19 protein-coding genes and 1 other RNA gene are annotated in these 22,417 nt (G+C 37.0%); 12 read left to right on the top strand and 8 right to left on the bottom strand.

Translation table 11 applies throughout. The annotated features are described in order from the left end of the window. Positions 1 to 173: 173 nt before the first annotated feature. The 5 genes from PF027_RS02290 to panB form a co-directional block, all read right to left on the bottom strand. Positions 174 to 1,559 carry a phosphoethanolamine transferase gene (locus PF027_RS02290; protein ID WP_270877324.1) on the bottom strand — a complete coding sequence of 462 codons (1,386 nt, stop codon included), beginning with the start codon at positions 1,557 to 1,559 and terminating at the stop codon, positions 174 to 176. A 157-nt stretch (positions 1,560 to 1,716) separates the two neighbouring features. Further along, positions 1,717 to 1,920, bottom strand: a complete 204-nt coding sequence (locus PF027_RS02285; protein ID WP_270872307.1) for a hypothetical protein — start codon at positions 1,918 to 1,920, stop codon at positions 1,717 to 1,719. Between the two features lie 84 nt (positions 1,921 to 2,004). Continuing rightward, positions 2,005 to 3,018 carry a Holliday junction branch migration DNA helicase RuvB gene (gene ruvB, locus PF027_RS02280; protein WP_270864436.1) on the bottom strand — a complete coding sequence of 338 codons (1,014 nt, stop codon included), beginning with the start codon at positions 3,016 to 3,018 and terminating at the stop codon, positions 2,005 to 2,007. A 66-nt stretch (positions 3,019 to 3,084) separates the two neighbouring features. Then, positions 3,085 to 6,159, bottom strand: coding sequence for an AAA domain-containing protein (locus PF027_RS02275; RefSeq protein ID WP_270872306.1), 3,075 nt, complete (start codon positions 6,157 to 6,159; stop codon positions 3,085 to 3,087). Between the two features lie 58 nt (positions 6,160 to 6,217). Then, on the bottom strand, positions 6,218 to 7,012 hold the full coding sequence (panB, locus tag PF027_RS02270; RefSeq protein WP_270872305.1) for a 3-methyl-2-oxobutanoate hydroxymethyltransferase: 795 nt from the start codon (positions 7,010 to 7,012) through the stop codon (positions 6,218 to 6,220). A gap of 103 nt (positions 7,013 to 7,115) precedes the next feature. Here panB and ssrA point away from each other — a divergent pair. From ssrA to PF027_RS02220, 10 genes are all read left to right on the top strand, one after another. Next, positions 7,116 to 7,476: a transfer-messenger RNA gene (ssrA, locus tag PF027_RS02265) on the top strand. 195 nt (positions 7,477 to 7,671) lie between these two features. Next, positions 7,672 to 8,943 (top strand): tyrosine-type recombinase/integrase, encoded by a 1,272-nt coding sequence (locus PF027_RS02260; RefSeq protein WP_270872304.1) that lies wholly within the window; start codon positions 7,672 to 7,674, stop codon positions 8,941 to 8,943. An 88-nt stretch (positions 8,944 to 9,031) separates the two neighbouring features. After that, complete coding sequence (locus tag PF027_RS02255; RefSeq protein WP_270872303.1) at positions 9,032 to 9,454, top strand: hypothetical protein; 423 nt, start codon at positions 9,032 to 9,034, stop codon at positions 9,452 to 9,454. Between the two features lie 112 nt (positions 9,455 to 9,566). Further along, positions 9,567 to 9,788, top strand: a complete 222-nt coding sequence (locus PF027_RS02250) for a helix-turn-helix domain-containing protein (RefSeq protein WP_270872302.1) — start codon at positions 9,567 to 9,569, stop codon at positions 9,786 to 9,788. Beyond that, positions 9,785 to 10,156 carry a hypothetical protein gene (locus PF027_RS02245; protein ID WP_270872301.1) on the top strand — a complete coding sequence of 124 codons (372 nt, stop codon included), beginning with the start codon at positions 9,785 to 9,787 and terminating at the stop codon, positions 10,154 to 10,156. Before PF027_RS02250 ends, PF027_RS02245 begins: the two co-directional genes overlap by 4 nt. A gap of 130 nt (positions 10,157 to 10,286) precedes the next feature. Then, positions 10,287 to 11,918: a hypothetical protein gene (locus PF027_RS02240; protein ID WP_270877323.1), complete on the top strand. Its 1,632-nt coding sequence runs from the start codon at positions 10,287 to 10,289 to the stop codon at positions 11,916 to 11,918. Between the two features lie 107 nt (positions 11,919 to 12,025). Then, the gene (locus PF027_RS02235; RefSeq protein WP_270872298.1) at positions 12,026 to 13,375 is read left to right on the top strand and encodes a hypothetical protein; all 1,350 of its coding nucleotides are present in this window, start codon (positions 12,026 to 12,028) and stop codon (positions 13,373 to 13,375) included. Between the two features lie 436 nt (positions 13,376 to 13,811). Further along, positions 13,812 to 14,039, top strand: a complete 228-nt coding sequence (locus PF027_RS02230; protein WP_270872297.1) for a DUF4160 domain-containing protein — start codon at positions 13,812 to 13,814, stop codon at positions 14,037 to 14,039. Continuing rightward, entirely contained in the window at positions 14,023 to 14,265 is a 243-nt protein-coding gene (locus PF027_RS02225; protein WP_270872296.1) for a DUF2442 domain-containing protein, read from the top strand. Before PF027_RS02230 ends, PF027_RS02225 begins: the two co-directional genes overlap by 17 nt. Before the next feature lie 249 nt (positions 14,266 to 14,514). Next, positions 14,515 to 15,273 (top strand): metallophosphoesterase family protein, encoded by a 759-nt coding sequence (locus PF027_RS02220; protein ID WP_270872295.1) that lies wholly within the window; start codon positions 14,515 to 14,517, stop codon positions 15,271 to 15,273. A 135-nt stretch (positions 15,274 to 15,408) separates the two neighbouring features. On the opposite strand, the gene PF027_RS02215 is transcribed toward PF027_RS02220, so the two are convergent. Next, complete coding sequence (locus tag PF027_RS02215) at positions 15,409 to 16,749, bottom strand: class II 3-deoxy-7-phosphoheptulonate synthase (protein WP_270866036.1); 1,341 nt, start codon at positions 16,747 to 16,749, stop codon at positions 15,409 to 15,411. 171 nt (positions 16,750 to 16,920) lie between these two features. Here PF027_RS02215 and rarD point away from each other — a divergent pair, with 171 nt between their 5' ends. Beyond that, positions 16,921 to 17,796 (top strand): EamA family transporter RarD, encoded by an 876-nt coding sequence (gene rarD, locus PF027_RS02210; protein WP_270861973.1) that lies wholly within the window; start codon positions 16,921 to 16,923, stop codon positions 17,794 to 17,796. Next, positions 17,789 to 18,202: a hypothetical protein gene (locus PF027_RS02205; RefSeq protein WP_270872294.1), complete on the top strand. Its 414-nt coding sequence runs from the start codon at positions 17,789 to 17,791 to the stop codon at positions 18,200 to 18,202. Before rarD ends, PF027_RS02205 begins: the two co-directional genes overlap by 8 nt. Positions 18,203 to 18,217: 15 nt before the next feature. On the opposite strand, the gene PF027_RS02200 is transcribed toward PF027_RS02205, so the two are convergent. Together PF027_RS02200 and PF027_RS02195 are read right to left on the bottom strand one after the other, a co-directional pair. Next, entirely contained in the window at positions 18,218 to 20,053 is a 1,836-nt protein-coding gene (locus tag PF027_RS02200; protein WP_270872293.1) for a dynamin family protein, read from the bottom strand. Beyond that, positions 20,047 to 22,320 carry a dynamin family protein gene (locus PF027_RS02195; RefSeq protein ID WP_270872292.1) on the bottom strand — a complete coding sequence of 758 codons (2,274 nt, stop codon included), beginning with the start codon at positions 22,318 to 22,320 and terminating at the stop codon, positions 20,047 to 20,049. Before PF027_RS02195 ends, PF027_RS02200 begins: the two co-directional genes overlap by 7 nt. Positions 22,321 to 22,417: the final 97 nt, after the last annotated feature.

Raw genomic sequence — 22,417 nt, 5'->3', positions numbered from 1 at the left:
ATGCGGCCTTTGGCTGCGCTTAAATTTGCCCTGTAATAATCCACGCTTTTTTGCTTTCGCAACCCAAAAACACTGCGCCCAGTATCGCCAAAACGCAAAAATTTATAAATTTCATAATTTGCCTTTTAAATTAATTTAAAAAACATTATAATATTTTTATGCAAAATTTAAAACTATTCTAAAATTTTTCTTTTTCCATGAAGCGTTTTAAAACGGCTTTTATTTGCGTCGTAAAATTCGCCGGAAATATCATTATACGGCTCATCGACTGATGATTTTATCCCCATAATGCCACTTATGAAATTAAATATCAAATCATTTGTAAAATACTCGTTTGCATTGGCTTTGATTTGTGCAAATTTTTGCGAATTTAAAGCTATCCAATCATCGCTAAAATACGCAAAAAACGGGATTTGCGCCATATCCATAGTAAAATTTGAGCTATCGTGCTGATAAAGCATATCCTCGCCGTGATCAGCGCAATACACAAGCGCCTTGAAATTCGGCATTTTGCGCACTTTTTCGTAAATTTTTTGCACTATGAAATCATTATAAAATACCGCATTGTCGTATTTTGATTCAAATTTTACAAAATCTTTTGGATACCTTGCTTCGTATTTCCAGTGTGCGCCCATAAGGTGCAAGATAAGAAGTGTTTTATCCCCGAATTTCATCTCATCGATTTTTGGCAAAATTTTCTCATCATACGGCTCTTCTGGGCGATGAAATCTATCTGTGCCTAGCGCAGTGAGCCAAAATTTTTGATTTGCGCTAGCAAAAAGCATAGAAAGTGGCGAGCCATAAATGCCGTGTTTTGCTTGATTTGAGATATATATAGTTTCAAAATTTGCCATTTTTGCCAGTTCTATTAGGCTAATAGCCTTTTCTTGCGGGATTTCATTGTATTGATTTCGCGCTGTCATAAACTGATAAAGCACATGAATTGTAAAGCTGTGATTTGAAAAGGCATTTGTGAAAAATACCGAGTTGCCTTGCTTTGCAAATTCGCGCAAAAATGGCGTAGTATCGTGCTTGTAACCATACACGCTCATGTGATTTTTGTTTTGGCTTTCGCCGATGACAAGGACATAAAGAGCCTTTTCATCGCTAAATTTTAAATTTTTTACGCCACTAATTCGCTCGTTTTCGTTTTGCTTAAATTTGTCTAGGCTTTGCAAAAATTCATTTGCCTTATCTAACGATATGGCATAAATTTGCATTTTTCTAAAATTAAATTTAGTAAAAATATCAAATACCAAAAGCGCGCATATAGCCACTTTTAATACTGCGCCGAAATCAAATTTAACGAAATTTAATCGCTCAAATTTAGAAAAAATGACAAAATACGACAAAATAAAAAAAGCAATGATTAAGGGCAAATAAAGGTTAAATTTCGTGTTTAGGTATTCTATGGCTTCGCCTGGTTCGCTTTGGAGTATCGCTATAAGCGAGTATTCGTTAAAAAGTCCACCTGTTTGCGAAAAATACACTAGATAAAATGCACTAGGAATTATCATCAAAACAAAGAGCAAAATTCGCACTATTTTAAATTTAATCAATCTAAAAACTATAAGTAAAACAAATGCCAAAACAGCGAAAAAAGCGAAATTTAGACTAGGACTACGATTTATTAGCAAAGAAGGTGTGGTAAAATTTAAAAACAGCGGAATGCTTATGAGTAAAAAGATAAAGCAAAATTTCTTAAAAAACGCCCTTTCATCGCGCCAAAGCCCCCCCAATGGCGATGAAAGCACTCACAAAAATCATATCTATAAAGAAAAATTTAACTATATTTATTGCGACTGGCATACCCTTAGCTAGGACATACGCAAGTGATACAAATAGCATATACGAAAGCGCAAAAAGCACGAAAAAATTAAGTGAATTTACTCGTAAATTTATAAAATTTAAATCTTTCAATCTCTCTCCTTTTACCAAAATTACAATATTTCGCCGTGTGTAACTTACAAAATACTATTTATTAAATTTATTCGGATTTTAAATTTAATCAAAAAGCCCCCGCTCATCGGGGCTGGTTTCGTATCCTAGGGCTGATTTTGCGCGCACGCTCATAATGCGCCCTTTGGCTGTCTTTTCGATATAGCCGTTTGCGAGTAAATACGGCTCGATGACATCTTCGATCGTGCCCTCGTCTTCGCTAAGTGCCGCTGCGATGGTGCTTAGCCCCATGGCTCTCTTGCCCGCTTCGCCCAAAATCGCAAGGTATCGCAAATCCATCTCATCAAATCCAAGCTCATTGACCCCAAGCGCGTCCAAACCCTCGTTTGCGCGCTCTTTGGTGATGATTTTCTCGTCTTTGACCTCGGCAAAATCTCTTATGCGTTTCAAAAGCCGAAGCGCGATGCGTGGCGTGCCACGACTACGACGCGCAATCTCGCTACTAGCGTCTTTTTCGCACTCTTTTTCGAGTTTGATTGAGGCGATTTTTACGATTTTGGCAAGCTCTTCGGTGGTGTAAAACTGCAAGCGAAACTGCATACCAAAGCGATCGCGAAGTGGCGCAGAAATCATGCCTGCACGCGTGGTCGCACCGATGAGTGTAAAGTGTGGAATATCGATTTTAATGGTTTGCGCCGCTGGGCCTGAGCCGATGATGATATCGAGGCGGAAATCCTCCATCGCAGAATACAAAACTTCTTCGATTGCAGGGGAGAGGCGGTGAATTTCATCGATAAAAAGCACATCGCCCTCTTCGAGATTTGTCAAAATCGCGGCTAAATCACCGCTTTTTTCTATCATCGGAGCGGCGGTTACTTTGATATTGGCTCCCATTTGCGTGGCGATAATGTGCGCAAGCGTGGTCTTGCCAAGCCCTGGTGGCCCATAAAACAGCACATGATCTAGGCACTCGGCACGCTTTTTGGCGGCCGTGATTGCTATGTTTAGGTTCGATTTGATTTTTTCTTGCCCGATATAATCCTCGAAATTCGCCGGTCTTAGCGAAATTTCCGACGCTTCATCTAGTTTTAATTTTTCTATTTCTACGATTCTGTCCATGATTTTCTCAAATTTAAAATAAATGCGTAGTTTAGCGAAATTTTAATTAAATTGAAATTTTAAATTTCACGGCTCTATTTGGCTAAACAAATTATACTCTTCATCGCTTTCGCCGTTTAATGCAAATATTAAATTCGATATAGTTTCATACGATTTAGAGTATGAATTTGGCAAGCAAAGATAAGAAATACCACACTTTTGGCATATTTGCATTTTCTTTTTATCATTGTCTATGCTTTTGCTTTTTGAAATGTAGTGTTCGCCGCCGTTTAACTCGATAGCTAGGCGCGGTTTAGTGGCACCAAACTCATCTTTTGAGTATAAAACCAGATCAAATTCTGCTTTTGTAAAGTATGATTTTAGCTCCTCATCATCGATTGATTTTAGCACCTTGCTAACGCTTTGATTTCGCTTAACACTAAATTTTTTATAAACGCTACAAAAATGAGTTATCGTTTCAAAAAATTCTTTTTCGCACCGTGAGCTGTTTGAGAGACCGATTTCGATTTTATTGACCTTTGAGTGCGATACGCTTATATTTCCGTTTTGTTTGACATAATGGCTAAGACTAGCAATATCATCGTCCATTTCTTTATTCGATAGAGCCTCTAAGGCTTCATCATCGGCTACTAAAACCAATTTATCCTTGGCTCTGGTAACTGCTACATTGATCAACTCTTTATTATTCGCTAGCCACTCGTAGGTTTTTAGAGAACTTTTTACTCCGATTGCGGGGGAAAATATAATGGTTTGATTTTCAGAACCCTGAACGGTGTGAATCGTCCCACATTTCACATTTAAATTTTGCTTAGCTAATTCGCTTTGTATGAGATGGGCTTGATTTCTAAATGGCGTTATTACGGTGACGCTGTTTTCGTCTAATTTGTTTTCTTTGATATATTCTACAACCGCCAAGGCTTCGGCTAGGTATGAATTTCGCTCGCTAGCAAATTCTTTATTTCGCACTTTTACATATTCTAATTGATTTTCGCCTAAGGAAGTTTGGATATTTAGCTTGCCGCCGTAATATCTGTGGTTTGAATAATCAGCTATTTTTTTGCCACATCTGTAATGATAGCTAAGTAAAATTTTAGTTGAAATTTCATCGACACGCGACATTAAATTCATAATAGAATTCCCGCAATAATCATACTGCCTTGGAACTTCGTATTTTTCCATCAATTTATCATTGATACAGTTATCTAGCGTCGTTATGGGTTGGAGTTGATTTACATCGCCTACTAGAAGCAATCTTTTAGCTTTTGAAATCGGCACAAGCGAGGCTGCGACATCGCATTGTCCTGCTTCGTCCATTATGCAAATATCAAAATAAGCTTCATTGTCGCCAAGTTTCAAACACGCGATATTTGTGCATGCAATTACAGGGAAAATTTTTAGAAATTTTTTAAAATTCTCGCTTTGTTTTAGCCATTTTGTAAATTCGGTAATTTGATTTTCTTTATCGTCAATGCTGATAATATCTCTTAAATCCTTGTAGCTTGGCTGTTTTAGCCTTTTTATGAATTTAAACGAACTAAAATACAAATACATTAAAAAATCAGAGTCATCTCCGACAAATTTGACATTTGACAAAACTTCTTCATTGCTAATATCGGGCAAATTTTGCAATTTTTCCTCAATGGTGTTTTTTTGCTCTGCAAGTTTGTCTTTGAGTTTTTTTGATGATTTTTCATTATTCATCACAAAATCATAAAATTTATCGAGCTCTGCTTTGGATTGGAGCAGTTCTTGCTTTTCTTCATACTTTGCCAGTAGAGATTTTAAATCACTATATCTTTTGGAAGTTTTATCGCCAATTTCTTTTAATCTATCATCATAAATTTTGATATTTTCATCATTTTTTTCTAGTAAAATTCTAATCCTATCCAATGATTTGCCGATTTCTACGCGATTTCCAAGCCTAATAATCGGAAATGGTATCTCTTTGTGCTTATACTTAAATTTAAATTTTTTCAAAATATCATCGATTGGGTGGTTGTTATTCGAGCAAATTAGGCATGTTCTATCGTTTAAAAAAGATGATAAAACAACATTCATCAGCGTAGTGGTTTTGCCTGTGCCTGGGGGTCCTTGGACATAGGTAACTGGATTTTTCATCGCATTATAAACCACTCTTATTTGATCGATATTGACATTTTTATCCATTAATACGATATTTGGCTCAGTTTTTCCCATATTTCGCTTGGAGAGTTCGCCAAAAAAAGCTTTAAGCGGGTGTTCGAGAGTGCCATTTTTATGCTTTTGCACTATGCCTTCATACACTGGGTCGAAATCCATGCGAATTTCCCTAGTTATGAGCATAAAGAGCGGATTTTCATCTAGTTTTTCGTTGCTATTTAAATTTTCCCTTAATAGCTCTTTTGTATTTTCGTAATCAACCTGCAACAATCCAGCAAATTCGCTTGGATTCATGCTCAAATACTCAGCCAACGATTTTTTATTTCCGTCAATCAAAAAGCTATTATTGATTATTAATTCGCCATTAATCATCAAGCTTTTTTCTTTTATATCCAAAAACAGCGGATAATACGCAACCACATAGAGTTTATTATTGTCGTAAATCGATAATTTATTGATTGCAAGTTGCGAATATTTGTTTTGTTGCTCAAATTTTTCTTTGTCGTAAATATCATTTACGATACTTTTAAACTGCTCGTCGCTTAGTAAAATTTTCTCATTTTTTAGTAGCGTTCTAACATCGATTCCATCGACATTTGAATAATCATTTTGACATGGATCGACATCGAGCTTTTTTGCTTCGCTGTAATATTCTAAAATTTTGTCGTCGAAATTATCAAATTCTAGCCACGCAAGTTCCGAGATATTTTTTTCTATTTTATCGATTAAATGCGGTTCGCACGAATAATATGTCCCGTCGATGACCTTGGCTCTTTTTATCTTGTCGAAAAAGATATTTCCGCCTTTGGCGTCTATTCCTTCGCCATGATTAAACACGCCGATATTAAACATATCGATTTTTAATTTTTTGTATTCTACATCGATATCCAAAACCGCGCACCAAAAATAGCTTGTTTTGCCGTATTGATTGACATACTCTATGCTAAGCCATTTACTCTCTTTAATCGACTTAGAAATTACTTTACCGATACTATATTTCAAAACAAACCTTATATTGATAAATTTTTTACAAATAAAATTTCATATAAAACGCCTAAATTTACTTCAAATACTCAAATTCTTCGCTTGGGAAAATGCCTTTTTTTACATCGTTAGCGTAGTTTTTCACAGCTTCTCGCACAAGTTCGGCACCATTCAGGTAGCGTTTTACAAATTTTGGCTTAAATTCGTCAAAAAAGCCCAGCATATCGCTCCACACTAGCACCTGTCCGTCGCATGAACCTGCGCCGATACCGATGACAGGGACATTTGCGACGCTCATAACTTCTTTTGCCACGCCAGAGACCGTGCCTTCAAGCAGAAGCAAAACCGCCCCAGCATCTTGCACGGCTTTGGCGTCATCAAGAAGCAAATTTAGCGCATTTTTCTCACGACCGCTTACCTTGTAACCACCCTGAAAGCGAGAAAGTTGCGGGCGCAGTCCTATGTGGCTCATAACGGCAATGCCATTTTTGCTAAGAAGCTCGACGGTAGCGGCAAAGTCCTTTCCGCCCTCGATTTTAACGGCGTCGCAACCTGTCTTTTCATAGACTTTGGCGCAGTTTTTAAGCGCAAGCTGGGGCGTGGCGCACGAACAAAACGGCATATCCACGACCAAATACGGGCGAGTTAGACCGCGCCTGACAGCCCTTGCGTGATAAATCATCTCATCGACACTTATGCCGATAGTCTCATCGTGTCCGCCAAAGCTCATATTTAGGCTATCGCCTACTAGCACCATATCGACTTGGTCGTTAAAAATTTTGGCAAAAAGTGCGTCGTATGCTGTGATCATAACGATTTTTTCGCTGTTTTCTTTCATTTTATAAAGGTCATTTATAGTGATTTTTGCCATATTCTATCCTTAAAAATTTTTTGCGATTATAGCCTAAATTTGGCAAATTTAACCCAAATTTGACAATATAAAATTTTTGAAGTAAAATGTGCGACTTCCTTTTGGGGGTGACTTGGCTTCGACAGAAATGGATTGGTCAAGGTGGCATGCCGCTTCGGATATAGCGTATAAAATCCAAATTAAAATTAAACGCAAATAACAAAAATTTTGCTCCTGCTTACGCAAAAGTAGCGTAATCGCAGTCGAGCCCTGCACTGCGCCCATACTATCTAAGCGCGGTAGCGGGTAATCCTAGATAGCGTAGTTTCGCGCTCTGACGAGGCGCGGGGCGAAATTTAGTCTTTGCTTTGGCGAGTTGTTTTGAAAAGTGAGCAAGCTGGGGCGAGAATTTCACTTTTGCTAAGCATGTAGAGGCTTTGGTCGTTTGTTTTTGGACTGCGGTTCGATCCCGCACACCTCCACCATTTAAGCTTTTTTTAAGTTGTTTTTACTTCTTTTTAATCTCTTTTAGCTCCCATTTTAAGGGCATTTAGTTTAGTTTTGATTATTTTTAGTTATTTTTGTGATATAATTAAATTGTTTTAATTAAGTTACTTAATAGGTTACTTAAAACCGATTAAGTAACTTTTTCAAAAAAACCACTTCAAAAGGTCGATAAAATGGGAAATGTAAGCAAAGCACACTTAACGGATAAAGATATACGCAATTTAGAACCAAAAAATAAGCGATATATTAAAGCAGTAGGCGACCCAAAAGAGCTTTATATTTTTGTTAATCCCGAGGGAATAAAAACTTTTGAAATTAGATATAAAGGCAAATATAAAAAAATCAAAGAATTTAGAGAAAATGTGTATTCTGTCGCAGAAGCTAGGCGAGATGCTATTGCAGAACTTAAAAGGCTTGAAAATGGTGGAACTTTTGACAATAGAGATGATAAATTTAAATTTGGTAATTTGCTAGAAATATTTTTCAGGCAAAAATATAAACAAAATTCGAAAGATTACACCGATAAAATGTATCAAGCATTCAAAAGATACATACTCCCAAAATTTAAAGACAGAGATATCAAAGACATTAAACAAATTGAACTTTTAGAGGTTTTAAACCCTATTTTTAGACCAGAAAACATAACAGCAAGCAGACTTGAACTTATAGATAGGCTTATAAACTATATGAGAGATATTTTTGATATAGCCATAAACAACGACTATATCAGCAAAAATCCTACAAGAGGCTTAAAAGAGTATTTTCCTAGCAAACACAATTTCTACTCCCAAAACGATTACGACCCTCGAAAAAAGGGGCTTATCAAAGAAAATGAGATTAAAGAGTGGATAAAAGATTTGAGAGAAAGAACAAAAATCAGCGATGAAGTGCGCCGTATGGTCTTATTTCAAGTATTAAGCGCAAATCGCCCTGCAAACACCGTTAAAATCAAATGGGAGTGGATAGACTACGAAAACAAGGTATTAAATTACCCTGCAAGCGCAATGAAAAGGAAAATTCGCCATAGTGTGCCATTATCAACATATTTGTTAAAAATTTTAGAAACTCAAAAGCTATATAGTGGAAATTTTGAGTATGTTTTCCCTATATTTGGTTATGAAAGTATGAACGAAGAACAACTAAAAAAAGCCCACGAAAATCGCATAAATAACCTAAATAAGGCTTGTAAAAATATGGGCGGAAAAGACAAATGGAAAGGCAAATTAACGGCTCACGGTTTTAGAAAGACATTTAAAACGCTTTGCAATATACACACAAAGGAAAATGGTGCAAATAACGATACTATCGAGGATTGTATAGCACACAAACAACGCAATAAAGTAGAATACAGCTATCAACTAGAAAGGGCAACAATCGAGCAAAAAAGGGCTTTATTGCAATGGTATGGAGATTATCTAAATTCAATAGAACCACTTGGAATTTGATTTTTTCCTTTTACAGAATTAAATTTCTAGTAAAAAGAAATTAAAAATAATTTATGTTAAAATAATCAGAAAATTTAAGGACAATGCGATGATAAACGAAAAAGATAAAAAAATCATAGATGATTTTCTAAAAGAGCAAAATTTTAATTTTGATGAGTATGATGATTTCATCGAATATATCCAAGCTAGGGGTATGCTAAATGATAAAAAGAAAATTTTAGATAAAGTATTTTTTACAAAAGCAAATTTGGAAGTTTTATATTTAGAATTTCTTAACCCTATAAAGCGTGTTTCAAAATTCCTAAGACTAAAATACAAAGAATTATCGCAACTTACAGGCTACACTGAGGGAGCTTTTAAAAATGCAGTGGCAAGGGGCGAAGTAAGCGAACCTATGGAAAAAGCATTGTTTCTTTTATTAAAAATACACAAATTAGAGCAAAAATTATCAGATAAAGACATTGTAATTTCAAATTTAAAAAAAGTGTTGAAAGATACTTTAAATGATTAAAATCTATTAAATTCTAAAATAAGTTTATAAAAATTACTTAAACTGCTTGACTTTTTAAAATAAACACATTATAATGCCCTTGTAAAAATTTTCTACAAGCAAGGAGCAAATTATGCAAAAAATAGATATCATCAACGATGAATTTTTAACAATCGAACAAGTTACGCAAATGTATGGATTGACAAGAATATCCCAACAAAAATTGCGAACTCAAAAAAGCCAACTCTCTGATAAACCACATTTAAAATATTACAAAATAGGCAGAAAAATTTTATATAAAACAAGCGATATAAAAGAGTTTATAGAAACTTGTGTCGTTGGAGCTTCAAAATGAAAACTCCAAATATTAGAACAATCATAAAAAACAAACGCCGTGCAAGAAATAAACTTCAAAATAAAATATTTGATATGCAATATTCTATCTTAGATGAAAAAGAAAAACTAGATAAAGCTTGTCAAAAGGAAAAAGATAAATTAGATAAAATTTGTCAAAAGGAAAAAGATAAGTTAGATAAAATTTGTCAAGCAAAAAAAGATAGGCTAGATAAAAATTTTCAAAAAGAAAAAGATAAGTTAGCTAAACTCGATGATGAAATTTTTCATCTTACAAAATCTACTTCCACTACAAATGATAATCCTAATCCTAGCCCTTGTGGTGACGGATTAGGCGCATTGACCCTTGATTATGAGCGTAGTGAATAATCAATGGGTAGTAGTGCGCGCACTACAAACCCTATACTCTAACGAGTAAGGGTTAAGTTGCGCTTTTTCTAGCCACAAGGGCATACGAAAAAGGATTATATCACAACTTTCTTTTAAAGGAGAAAATATTATGAAGCGCAAATACAGAAGCGATGATGAGTGGAGAGCCAAAAGAGTTTGGACTAAACTCGATAAAATTGAAAGAACAAATCAAATAAAATACACACCAAAAACAGCAAAAGCTAATGCTAATTGTCAGCCAAGACAATCACAAAATTTTTGGCACGATACGAGAGAAGAAGAAGAAAAGTTAAAAGCAAAAAGTATTAAAGATATTTATTCTGAACTAAATGAATATTCTTGCTCGGCAGAGCAAATGCAAAAGCGAGAAGATGAAATAATGGCTCAAACCATACAAAACTACTATGAACGCACAAAGCAACGAATTCAAGCAAAAAATTATAAACAATCAATGGTTATAACTTTAAACGCAGAACATACACTAGCAGATGTTGAAAGAGTAGCTGATAAAGTTTGTAAGGAATTTGGGTGGCAATATATCGGCAGTGCAGTCCATAGAGATGAGGGGCATTTTTATACAGATGAAAATGGCAAAAAGTGCTTTGACCCAAATTTACACGCTCATATCGAATTTATCACGCTTAACGAAAAGGGAATACAATGTTTTAGGGCTAGACAAAAAAGAGATATAGGCAAAAGACTTCAAACAATAGTAGCCGATGAGTTAGGTATGGAGCGTGGATTTGATTATTCTGCTAATGGAGAAAAAGCACCAAAAGGGTTAAGTAGCCAACAATACGCTATGAAAATGAAAGACTTACAAAAGGCTACCGAAGAAAAAGACCTAACAATAAAAGAGCTACAACAAGATAAGGAAAAAGATAAACTAACGATAAAAGAGTTAAACGAAACTATCAAAGATTTAAGGGGACAGCTACAAGAAAACCACGCTACAAGGGCTGATTATGCTAAATTAGAACAAGAAGTAAAGAAAATAAGGGAAGCTATCAAAAATAAAGAGCTAATAAGTAAGGCTGAATTTGAAAAGCAAATAGCTTTAATTCAAGAGCAAATGAACGCTAAATTTAGAGCCGAAAAAGAACAATCCGATAAAGAGAAAAAAGAGAAAGATGAAAAAATCAAAGCTTTGCAAATTGAAAAAGAACAATCCGAGAAAGAAAAAAAAGAGAAAGATGAAAAAATCAAAGCCTTACAAACTGAAAACGAAAAATTAAATGAGCGCAAAGGGTTTAATGATTATGAATACGAACAACTATCAAATTTAGAGAAAAAAGCCCTAAAATATAATTACCAAGAGCTAAAAGCTAAACATACCAAAAAAGGTATTTTATATTTTGGCAAAGAAGTTACAGACCACAAAGCCCTAGCACAAGAACTAGGCGAACAGAACGAAACACTACAAGAAATCATTAAAAAGAAAAATTTAAACGATGATTTTATCGTAGCAAAAAAGGTCGAGGAAAAATATAGTGAGTTTTTGTCTAAGTATTTTAAATTAGAGAGTGAAAACAGAGAATTAAACGCTCAAATTTCAACGCAAAACGAAAAAACGATAAAAGACACCCAAAGCGTTAAAACGCAAGAGAACGCAAAAGAAATGCAAATAGATAGCGAAATTTCTGTTGCGAGTGTTATGGAGCAACAAAAAAAAGTTCTTCTCTCTTCAAAGTTTTCTAAAAACAGAATTCCAAAAAAAGACAAAGGATTTGATTATGAGTGATAAAAATCTTTTTCTTTTTATAAGAAAAATTCTTTGGGGCGAAGCCCCAAATATCCGTAAAAGAGAAATAAAAACAAATTTTAAAACTAAGAAAGGAAATTAAAAAAATGAGTATAAATAAAAAAAGCTCTGCGCATAAACAGCACAGAGCAAGAAACATAAGCAAAGGAAGTATAAGCAAAAAAGCATTAGAAAAAGCTTATATTACTCCCTTTGCTTTTGAAAGCTCATTTTTAAATGAGTGGTGTAAGTTTGTAAGAGAGTATAATCCTAGCAATTATAGACAGATTGAAATCCAAGCCGTGCAGTGTATGAGTGCGATTATATCGTATTGCAATCAGCCAAATTTGCCTTTCTTTTTACTTGATATTTCAGATAGTGGCACAGGCAAAAGTAGAAATAAAAAATTTCAATTCGATATACTTTTTGACCCTATAAAACAAGAATTAGATAAAAAATTTAAAGCTAGTAACGAAATTGAGCTATATTCGTTTTTAATCGAAGGCAAAATCACTAGCGAAGGAATTTTTACAAGTGCATTAAATCAGAGAGTATTTTTTGCAAATTTTGGCGAAATCGGAACAGCTTTGAAAAACAAAGACCCAAAAACACAAGAAATTTTAACTATGCTAACAGATAAAAACTCAGCCAACAACACCCTAACAAGACCAGTATATAAAAACTCCAAAGGCAACAGCAAGAAAAAAGCCTTACCACCATTTTTAGATAATGTCAAATTCTATCTATCAGCAGATACAAACCTACAACAGCTAGGCTGTGATGATAGCGTGATAAAAGAGTATTTAGGGGGCTTATTTAATCGATTTGTGATTGTCTATACCAAAGATATTCTTTCTTATGAGAACTTCAAATTTAACGCAAATAAGCCGTTAAATGATGAAATTTCAAAATTTCAAAATTTTATCATCGGTTTTATGAATTTTTTAAAGCTAGAAAAATATGAAATCAATATAAATGCCTTTCACAATAACGCAAATTACGATAAATTTTGCAAAGAAACACATAAGAAAAAGCAAGATAAATCAAATGAGTATAAAGAGCTGTATTCTCGCACCACGCAAAATCTAAACGCCATTATTCAAACATTGCATTATTTGAAGCAATATGAGAGCATTAAGGCACAAAGAAGCGTAGAATTTAGCCCATTAGTTGATGATAGCACGATAGAAGAAGCCATTAGCTTCATAGAGCCTTATATTGATTTGTCGCTTATGTTTGATGAGCTAAACGGACAAAGCGACAGCATACAAAGCGTTAGAAATAAGATGATTGAGTATATAGAACAAAGAATAAAAAAATATGGTAATTGCACTATGAAAAATATTGCTGACAATAGACCATTTAAAGACTATAAAACAAATGATATAAGGCAAATTCTAAATGATTTTATTATCGAAAATAGAGATAAAACAATAAGTCTTTTAAAAAATGATTAAAAGCTTAAATAAAATTTACAAAAATTTTGACCGAAAAATGGCAGAATTTGACCGAAAAATTTCCCTACAAATGGGCGTTTGAAAGAAAATTCGGTCAAATTCGGTCAAATTCGACCGAATTTTAAACTTAAATCCGTGAAACACCACTAAAATAATATTTTAAAAGCATTTAATCACGGCTAAATTTAGACTTTTCTTAAACAATTAAGCCCCTAAAAATGGGAGTTGAAAATTTTTCGGTCAAATTCGCTGTAAAAAAACGCGTTTTTTAGTCAAAATTTCGTTTAAGGTTTTGTGAAACCTTAAAGCAAATATTAGAGTTTTTTGTATTTCTCTTTTACTGATGAGCTTTGGGGCAAAGCCCCAAATTTTATTCTGTAAAAGGGAAAAAAGTTAAAATATGTTATAATCACAAAAATCAATCAAAGGTTAATTAATGCCAACATTGCTAAAATTAAATGGCTTTAAATTTTTCTTTTACTCGAACGAACACGAGCCGAAGCATATTCACATTCTAAAAGGCGATGAATATGCTAAAATAAATTTGATTGATTTGAGCGTGTATTTTAGTAGCTTTAAGAACAAAGATTTAGACTTTGCTTTACAAGTAATCAAAGAGCATAGGGCAGAATTTGAAAGGATTTGGGATGAATACTTTAATTAAAGGCAAAAAAGTCAGATTTGCAGATGATTTGCTTATCGTAGAGCTTCAAGATGGCAGAATTATAGGCACTCCCTTATCTTGGTATAAACCACTGCAAGAAGCTTCCATAAACGACATTAATGATTATAAATTTATCTGCGACAACACGGGCATAGAGTGGGAAAAGCTAGATTATCATTTAAGCATAATTTCAATGCTTGAAAGCCAAGCGACTAAGGCTTCGTAATTTTATTCTGTAAAAGAAAAAAAATTGTTATAATATAACTTCGTTTTGGTTGCTTAAATGAGCGAAAATTTATAAAACAAAAAGTAAATAAGTTACTTTTTGGGTAATGCTAAAAACCTTAAAGCTTTCAAATCCGCTATTTATCGTAGTTAGAAAGGCATAGGTATAGAGAGCACACCCCACCATTTAAGCTTTTTTTAAGTTGTTTTCATAAAATTTACAAAATTTCACAAATTTAAAGGCAAAACAATGGCTAGGATTTTCATCACAGGCGATACGCACGGCGGTTGGCGTGGGTTTAGCGGCGAAATGAAAAGGTTTGAAAAGTTTAGATACAAAACCGAAAAAGAGCTTTGTAAGGATGATTTTGTAATCATCGCAGGCGATTTTGGCTTTATCTGGGAGGCTCAGCCAGATAACGATGAAATTCGCTGGCTAAAATACCTTGACGAGCGAGCCTACACGACGCTGTTTATCGACGGAAATCACGAAAATTTCGACCGCCTTGACGCCTACCCTATCAGCGAATTTCACGGCGGAAAAGTGCATAAAATCTCAAAAAGCATATATCATTTAATGCGCGGGCAGGTTTATGAGCTTGCAGGGCACAAAGTCCTTAGTATGGGCGGTGCGGCGAGTATCGACAGGGAGTATCGCACGCAAAACATATCGTGGTGGGAGGGCGAAAATATCAGCGAGGCTGAGTTAAACGAAACTTACAAAAACCTCGCTAAGCACGATTTTAGCGTGGATTTGGTGCTTTCGCACACTGCGCCGAATTCTATCGCGTCAAAGGTGCTGGCCCTAAATGAGTTTGCGCTAGATTTCCACGACCCAAACGGCGATTTACTAGAAGAAATTTATCGCAAAATCGAATTTAAAAAGTGGTTTTTCGGACACTTTCATGAGGAACTTTTCTGCGTAAATAGCCAGTTTGTCACGCTTTGGCACGACATAGTGGAGCTGAAATTTGAGAGCGAGAAAATCAAGCATTTGTGCGTGATTTAATCTCGCTTCGCAAGTTATAAATTAATCCATAACAAATAACAACAATTCATTTTTACAAATCCACCACAAAATAAAAAAGCCAAATTCACCAAAAATGGCAAATTTGGCTTATAGGCAAAATTTAAATTTTAAATTTTACTCCACTGCCTTTAAATTATCAGCGATTACAAAGGCAAGTTCGAGCGCTTGATCAGCGTTTAGGCGCGGATCGCACTGGGTTTCGTAGCGCTCTTTTAGCGTCTCTTCGGTTACGTTAAATGCCCCGCCTGTGCATTCTGTGACATCTTGGCCTGTCATTTCTAGGTGGATTCCGCCAGCTTTCGTGCCCTCGGCCTTGTGGATTTCAAAGAAGCTTTGAACCTCTTTTAAAATCATATCGAACTCGCGCGTTTTGTAATTGCCCGCTTTGACGGTGTTTCCGTGCATAGGATCGATACTGTATAAAATTTCCCTGCCCTCGCTTTTTAGCTCGCGCAGTATTTTTGGCAGCCTATCGCCGATTTTATCCGCGCCCATGCGGATGATGATATTTAGCCTGCCAGCCTCGTTTTCTGGATTTAGTGCATCAGCTAAGCGCAAAATATCCTGCGCACTGGCGTTTGGTCCGATTTTTACGCCGATAGGGTTTTTGATACCGCTCATAAAATGCACATGCGCATCACCAACTCCCCTAGTGCGCTCGCCTATCCAAACCATGTGCGCCGAGCAGTCATACCAATCCCCGCTCGTGCTGTCTATACGCGTCAAACACTCTTCGTAATTTAGCAAAAGCGCCTCGTGTGAAGTGTAAAATTTCGTCTCATTTAGCGTTGGCGCACTTTGCGTATTTATACCGCATGCGTCCATAAATTTCAGCGCATTTGAGATAGAATCGCTTAGGGCGTTGAATTTCGCCTGCAACTCAGCCCTTTTCAAAAAGCCCAAATTCCACTTATGCACCTCGTGCAGATTGGCTAGACCACCGCGTGAAAACGCACGCAAAAGGTTCATCGTAGCCGCACTTTGGTGATATGCCTCGATCATACGCTCTGGATTTGGCACACGCGCAGCTTCATTAAACTCAAAGCCATTTATGATATCGCCACGATAGCTAGGAAGCTTCACACCGCCGACCTCTTCGTAATCGCTACTGCGAGGTTTGGCAAACTGACCTGCTAGGCGTCCGACCTTTACGATAGGCTTGCCAGCGGCGAAGGTCATTACAATCGCCATTTGAAGCATTACCTTAAACATATCGCGGATATTATTTGCGCTAAAATTTGCAAAACTCTCAGCACAATCCCCACCTTGAAGCAAAAACGCCTCGCCCCTTGTGGCTCTGGCAAGATCGCTTTTTAAAGATCTGACCTCGCCAGCAAAAACTAGTGGCGGGAAGTTATAGAGCCTTTCTTTGACGGCCTCGACTGCGCCCATATCAGGGTATGTGGGCTGCTGTAAGATATTGAAATTTTTCCAAGACGATCTATCCCAACTCATAAATTCTCCTTTTTTGGTTTTAAAAATTTTGCCATTATACCTAAATATGACTAAATTTCATTTCAAAAATATAAATTTACTCCTAAATTTCACGCCAAAAATAAGCAGTTATTAATCAATTAAATTTTAAAATGCAAGCCTTTTAAATCAATCACAAATTTAAGGAATTTTATGAAAGACGACCGCACAAAAGGGCTAATAATCGCGTTTTTGACCTTTTTTATGTGGGGCGTTTTTCCGATTTATTTCAAATTTATCCAAGATGTAGATGCTACGCAAATTTTAGCGCACAGAATTTTTTGGTCCTTTGTTTTGCTTTTTTTATTTTTATTTTTTACAAAAAAGCTAAAAAACATCTCGCTTTTGTTATCAGATCGCAAAAAGGCATTAGCACTTCTTTGCACAGGCTGTTTGATTAGCATAAATTGGGGCATTTTTATCTGGGCGGTAAATTTGGGCGATATTTTATCCACGAGCCTAGGGTATTTCATAAACCCCCTACTATCGGTGCTTTTGGGCGCAATTTTTCTAAAAGAACGGCTAAGCCTAGCAGGGAGAGTTTCGCTATTTTTGGCGTTTTTGGCGATCTGCGTGCAAATTTACGCACTTGGCAGACTGCCATTTGTATCGCTGATTTTGCCGACAAGTTTCGCATTTTACGGATTAATTCGCAAAAAAATCGCCGTGCCTAGCTTCGAGGGGCTGTTTTGCGAGACCACACTCATGCTCCCGCTTGCGTGCGCGTATTTGGGCTTTTGCGCGTATTCGGGCACTAGCGCATTTGGGGCACACAGCACCGGCGCACTGCTCGCATTTAGCGGAGTTATCACGGTTTTACCACTAATTACCTTCGCGATTTCGACTGCATATCTGCCGCTTTCGACAATCGGATTTATGCAGTATCTTAGCCCCTCGATGAGCATGCTAATCGCTGTGTTTTTATACGGCGAGGAGCTTAGTTTTTACAAAATTTTCAGCTTTTCGCTCATTTGGCTAGGGCTTGCGATAGTGGGATTTGATAGCTTAAAAAGGAGGAAAAATGGTTAATGTAACGCTGATTTTGGCGGTTTTTTTGATAGTAGGTTTTATCGTTTATTCACAGGTAATGCGCGCAGCCTCACGCGCTGATATGATAGAGGAAGTGCCAAATAACGCCAAATATCTGAGCTTTTGCGACATACTTGATGGCGAAATTTTAGCTTTGCAAAATTTAGAGCTAAAAGATGAGAGCCAAAGGGACGAAGCGCTCGATGAAATCGCAAATCTTAGCAAGGAATTAGTCTTTATCCAAACCATGCACAAAAATAATCAAAGCCCCGAAATTTGGGAGGAAAAGCTCTTTAAATTTTTGCAAAAATGTGAGGGCGTGATTTTAAAATACGCCAAAGAGGGCGAAAAAATCGCCGATAATTGGCGCGAAAAACTAGGAAGCGAGTTTGCGAAATTAGTCTAAATTTAGAAATTTAGACTAATTTTGGCTTTGCAAATTTTCAAGTGCGCTAAAAATCGCAAGCGCATTTTCTTGCGTGGCTTTAAAATCCGCGATTTTGGCTAAATTTTCCTCGAAAATTTGCGCAATCTGCGCGCTAAAATCTGAGTAAATTTTATCCACAAACGAGCTAGACCCTACGAAGTCATTTTCGAACTCATAGTAATGAAGTCCCCCTAAAACCGCCTTTTCAAAGTCCTCATAAGATGGATAAAAAAGCTGATAAAGTCCCGGTTCTTCCTCGTAATCGCTGATTGATTTTGCGATTTTGTTTGCGATGAAATTCGCGCTTAGGGTTACAGCGTTTGTGTAGTTTGAGGCGATTTTTATCATAATTTGCTCGAAAAACAGCGCGATTTTTTGGCAGATTTGAAAAACGGCCCTCTCGCCGTCTTTTAAAAACAACCCATAGACTTCGCTTGCGATTTTGGCGATATTTGAAGCCTCTATGATAGAGGCTAAATCGCTTTGGCGCTCGTAGTTTTCAAACCTACCTTTAAATAGCAAAATTTCCCTCTCAAACCCCGCATAAATGCGCTCTATCGCCTCGCTCATAGCATTTTGGGTTTTGACTAACTCGGCCTTAAAACGGCGAAAAATCACATTTAGCCTATCGTCGTTGTAAATCAGCTTCGAAAGCGCAGCGTCGGTGTTGAAATACGGCGCCTCGTAGGCTACTTTTTCGTATCCCTTCGAGGTTTGCGTGCCAAAAAAGCTCTTTTTCGTCTGCGTCGCGCTTATGAAATACTCGTTTTGCTTCGAGCTTAGGGCTTCTTGCATGGTTTTAGCGATAAATTTCGAGGTCTCTTTAATCGAGGCGTAAATTTTGCTAAATTCCTCTTTGTAAATTTCGCGCTCACTGGCGCAAAATTCGGCGATTTTATCTTTGTTTGAAGCGATAATGTTTTCTAAAATTTTATGTATTTCCAAATACCCTGCCCGCTCGTTTTTAAGCTCGGCAAGTATGAAATTTAGCCTAGATTTGGCAAAGCTAATGCGGTTTTTATCAAGCCCGTCTAAAAACTCTCTAACCTCGCTAAACCCGCTGTTTTGGCTATCGCCAGCTTTTTCTAGCTTTGATGAGATTGGCACGATAGAGGCGAAATTCGCACCAAAAATAGTTTTAGCGTAATTATGCACACGCTCGATTTCTTCGGCGCCAAGCCTATCTTTTTGGCTTAAAATCGCAATGGAGTTTTTGCTTAAAAATTTTGGCAAAAGCGAAATTTGAGCTGTTTCGCTCTTTCTAGCGGCGTTGTCGATGAGTGAAATCCAAAGCACGCCAAAAACCTCATCGAAAATCTCCAATGTCTCCCTGGTATCGGCGTTCGAGCGCGAATTTAGCCCTGGGGTGTCGATGAAATTTATTTTTTTCAAAAGCTCGTGTGGCAAAAACATATTTATATTTTTGATATCTTTTAACTCCCGCCTTTGATCGACGAAATCCGAAATTTGCGAGCTTTCTAAGGTTTGGGTGTAGCCGTTTTTATACGCTACGCTCATCATTTCATAAGGGGCGTATTTGATATGAGTGGCCTTGGCAGTAACTGGCACGACGCCAGTTGGCAAAACTTCGCTAGAAAGCAAGGTGTTTAAAAATGTCGATTTACCGCTACTAAACTGCCCCACAACCGCGATTTTAAGAGGCTCGGACTCGACGAGCAAAATTTCATCTAAAACCTTGCTTAAATGCGCGCTAGGGTGCAGACTCGGGTCTTTTAGCTCGCCCACAGCCCTGCTCATATCGCCCCAAAATCCCTGCTTCGTGCTGGGTAAAAATTTCGCCCTATACTCGCTGATAAATTCCCTTAGCATTGCTCGATCCTTTTAATTAATCCATTTACCAAATTTATTTTTTCTCGCACCAATCGCGCGTTTTTGGCGATTTGCTCGGCGTTTTCATCGCCTGCTTTAAGCGCGCTTTCAAGCTCGCTTTGGCGCAAATCTAGGCTAGATTTTTTGCTAGCAAAAAGAGCTAGGACATTTTCTTTAAACTCCGCGGTGCAGGTTTTGGCGATGTTTTCGAAACTAGATTTTAAATTTAGCTTAGCGAAAAACTCGCTAAATAGCGCGTCAAAACTCGCCGATAATGCGCCAAAATCGCTGTTTTTGCGCACGATTTCACGCAGGCTTTCGTTAAATTTAGCGAAATTTGGCTGGGCGAAATTTTCGTCCATGTATTTTTTCGTATCAAATTTAAGCGAATTTACCTCGCTAAAATCGCTTCCTAAAAGCTCTTTGATATCAGAAATATCGCGCGAAATCTTTTGCGAAAACGAGCGGAAAATGTCCGTGATGACATCTTTGACGCCAGAATTTGCGATGACTTCTAGCCTAGAAAAATCAATCTGTTTTTTATTTTTTTTCGAGTAATTTATGTCGGTTAAAACCCTGTCTTTAATCGTCAAAATCGCTGATTTTAGCGGCGCAAAAAGCGTGCTATCATCGTAGCTAAGCTTGCTAATCGCGCCGGTTAAATCGTTTTTTAACTTAGCTAAATTTGCATTTAGCGCGCTAATTTCGGCGTTTATATTCTCGCATTTTTGGGCTAGCTCGCTTTTATTCGCGCTAAAATCGGCGTTTTGCTCCTGCAAATCAGCCAAATACGCCTCGCAAATCAGCGATAACTCTTTTTTGTATGAGGATAAAATTTCATCTGCTTTGGCTGAATTTTCGCCGAAAAATCGCTCGAAAAGATGAGATTTCAGCTCGCCAATACCCCGTCCGCTGTGGCTGTCTATGCAAAAATAGCTCACATTTTCTATCAGCCCCTCATCGAACCCAAACGCCCCAAGCTCCTCGCAAATGCTAGCCCTAGCGTATCTTAGCGCGTCGATTAGCTCGGTCTGGCTAAGCAAATCAGCGTGGGTTAAAACCACAATGAGCGAGTTGTTTTTCGAGCTTTTTAGGGTGCTTGCGATAAAGCTCATATCCTTTTTGGTCGAGCTTTGAGAGGCGTTCATTAGGTGGATTATCGCGTCGCTTGAAAACATAAAGTTTTTCGTCAGCTCCTCGCGCAAAACCACGCTATCGTCTAGCCCTGGGGTATCGACGACGGTGATTTTATCGCTTAGAAAATCGCTTTTTATGCCAAGTTCGATAAATTTGATAAATTTTGAAATTTCATACTTGGCGGAGGTAAATTCTTGCAGTTTTTCTGGCTCGATTATGGCTTCGCTTTGGTTTTGAAATTTCGAGCGAAATTCCTGCGCAAAACCCAAAATTTCAAGCTCCTCATCATCGTAGAATTTGACCTTAGCATAAGGCTTATCGCTACCTTTAAGAAGCGTTAAATTCGCCGTTTCAGGGATATTTGAAGTCCCTAAAATATCAAATCCCAAAAGACGATTTAGCATGCTGGATTTCCCAGCGTTGATTACGCCAGTAACCGAGAGTGTAAAATTTGCATCTTTGGCGTTTAATTTGGCGGCGTTTGTGCGCTCAAAGAGTGAATTTTCAAATTCGCTCGCGCAAACGAGAAAACCTGCGCCTGGATTTGTATCTGAATTTTCGCTCGTATTTTCGCTCGCGCTAGTATTCGAACGAGCACCTAAATTTGCGCCTAAATTTGCACCCGCGCCAGTGTCTGTGCCTGAAACCAAATTTGCAAGTTCATCTTCGCTTTTGGCGCTCAAAAGTGCTTTTAGCTCATCGCTAATAATATCCAAACTCTCCAATTTGCCGTAAAATGCGAAATTTGCGGGCGAATTTGGGGCTTCGTTTTCGCTCAAATCGCTTTGAAGTTGAAGCAAAAATTTTGAAATTTCATCATACTCGCTTTTGCTAATAATTCCCTCTTTGCTTAAATTTTCAACCATCATCAAAACGCTTAATTTGGAAATTTTAAGCTTGCAAATCGCATTGATTGCGCCGATTTGTAGCGACTGAATCGCATAGATTCCAATCTCTTCGCCAAGCTCTTTTAAAATTTCTCTAAAACTTTGCAACGATTTAAATTTTTCGAAATTTTGCGAATTTGTGCATAACATAAGCGCAGCGATATCGCTAGGCATAGTGCGAGTTAGACTCTCATCGATAAAAAGCCTCTTTGAACCCCAAATTTTACTCATAAAATTATTCATAAACTACCTTTTTTGGGTTGAAATGGTTAGAAATTTGATAAGTTTTGCAATAAAATTTCAAAATTTTATAAAAGTAGAAAGACGCCTGCAAAAATTT

Source organism: Campylobacter sp. VBCF_01 NA2 (genome assembly GCF_027797205.1).
Taxonomy (GTDB): Bacteria; Campylobacterota; Campylobacteria; order Campylobacterales; family Campylobacteraceae; genus Campylobacter_B.
Note: the sequence above shows the minus strand (reverse complement) of the source record. Positions and strands in the feature narration are given on the sequence as shown.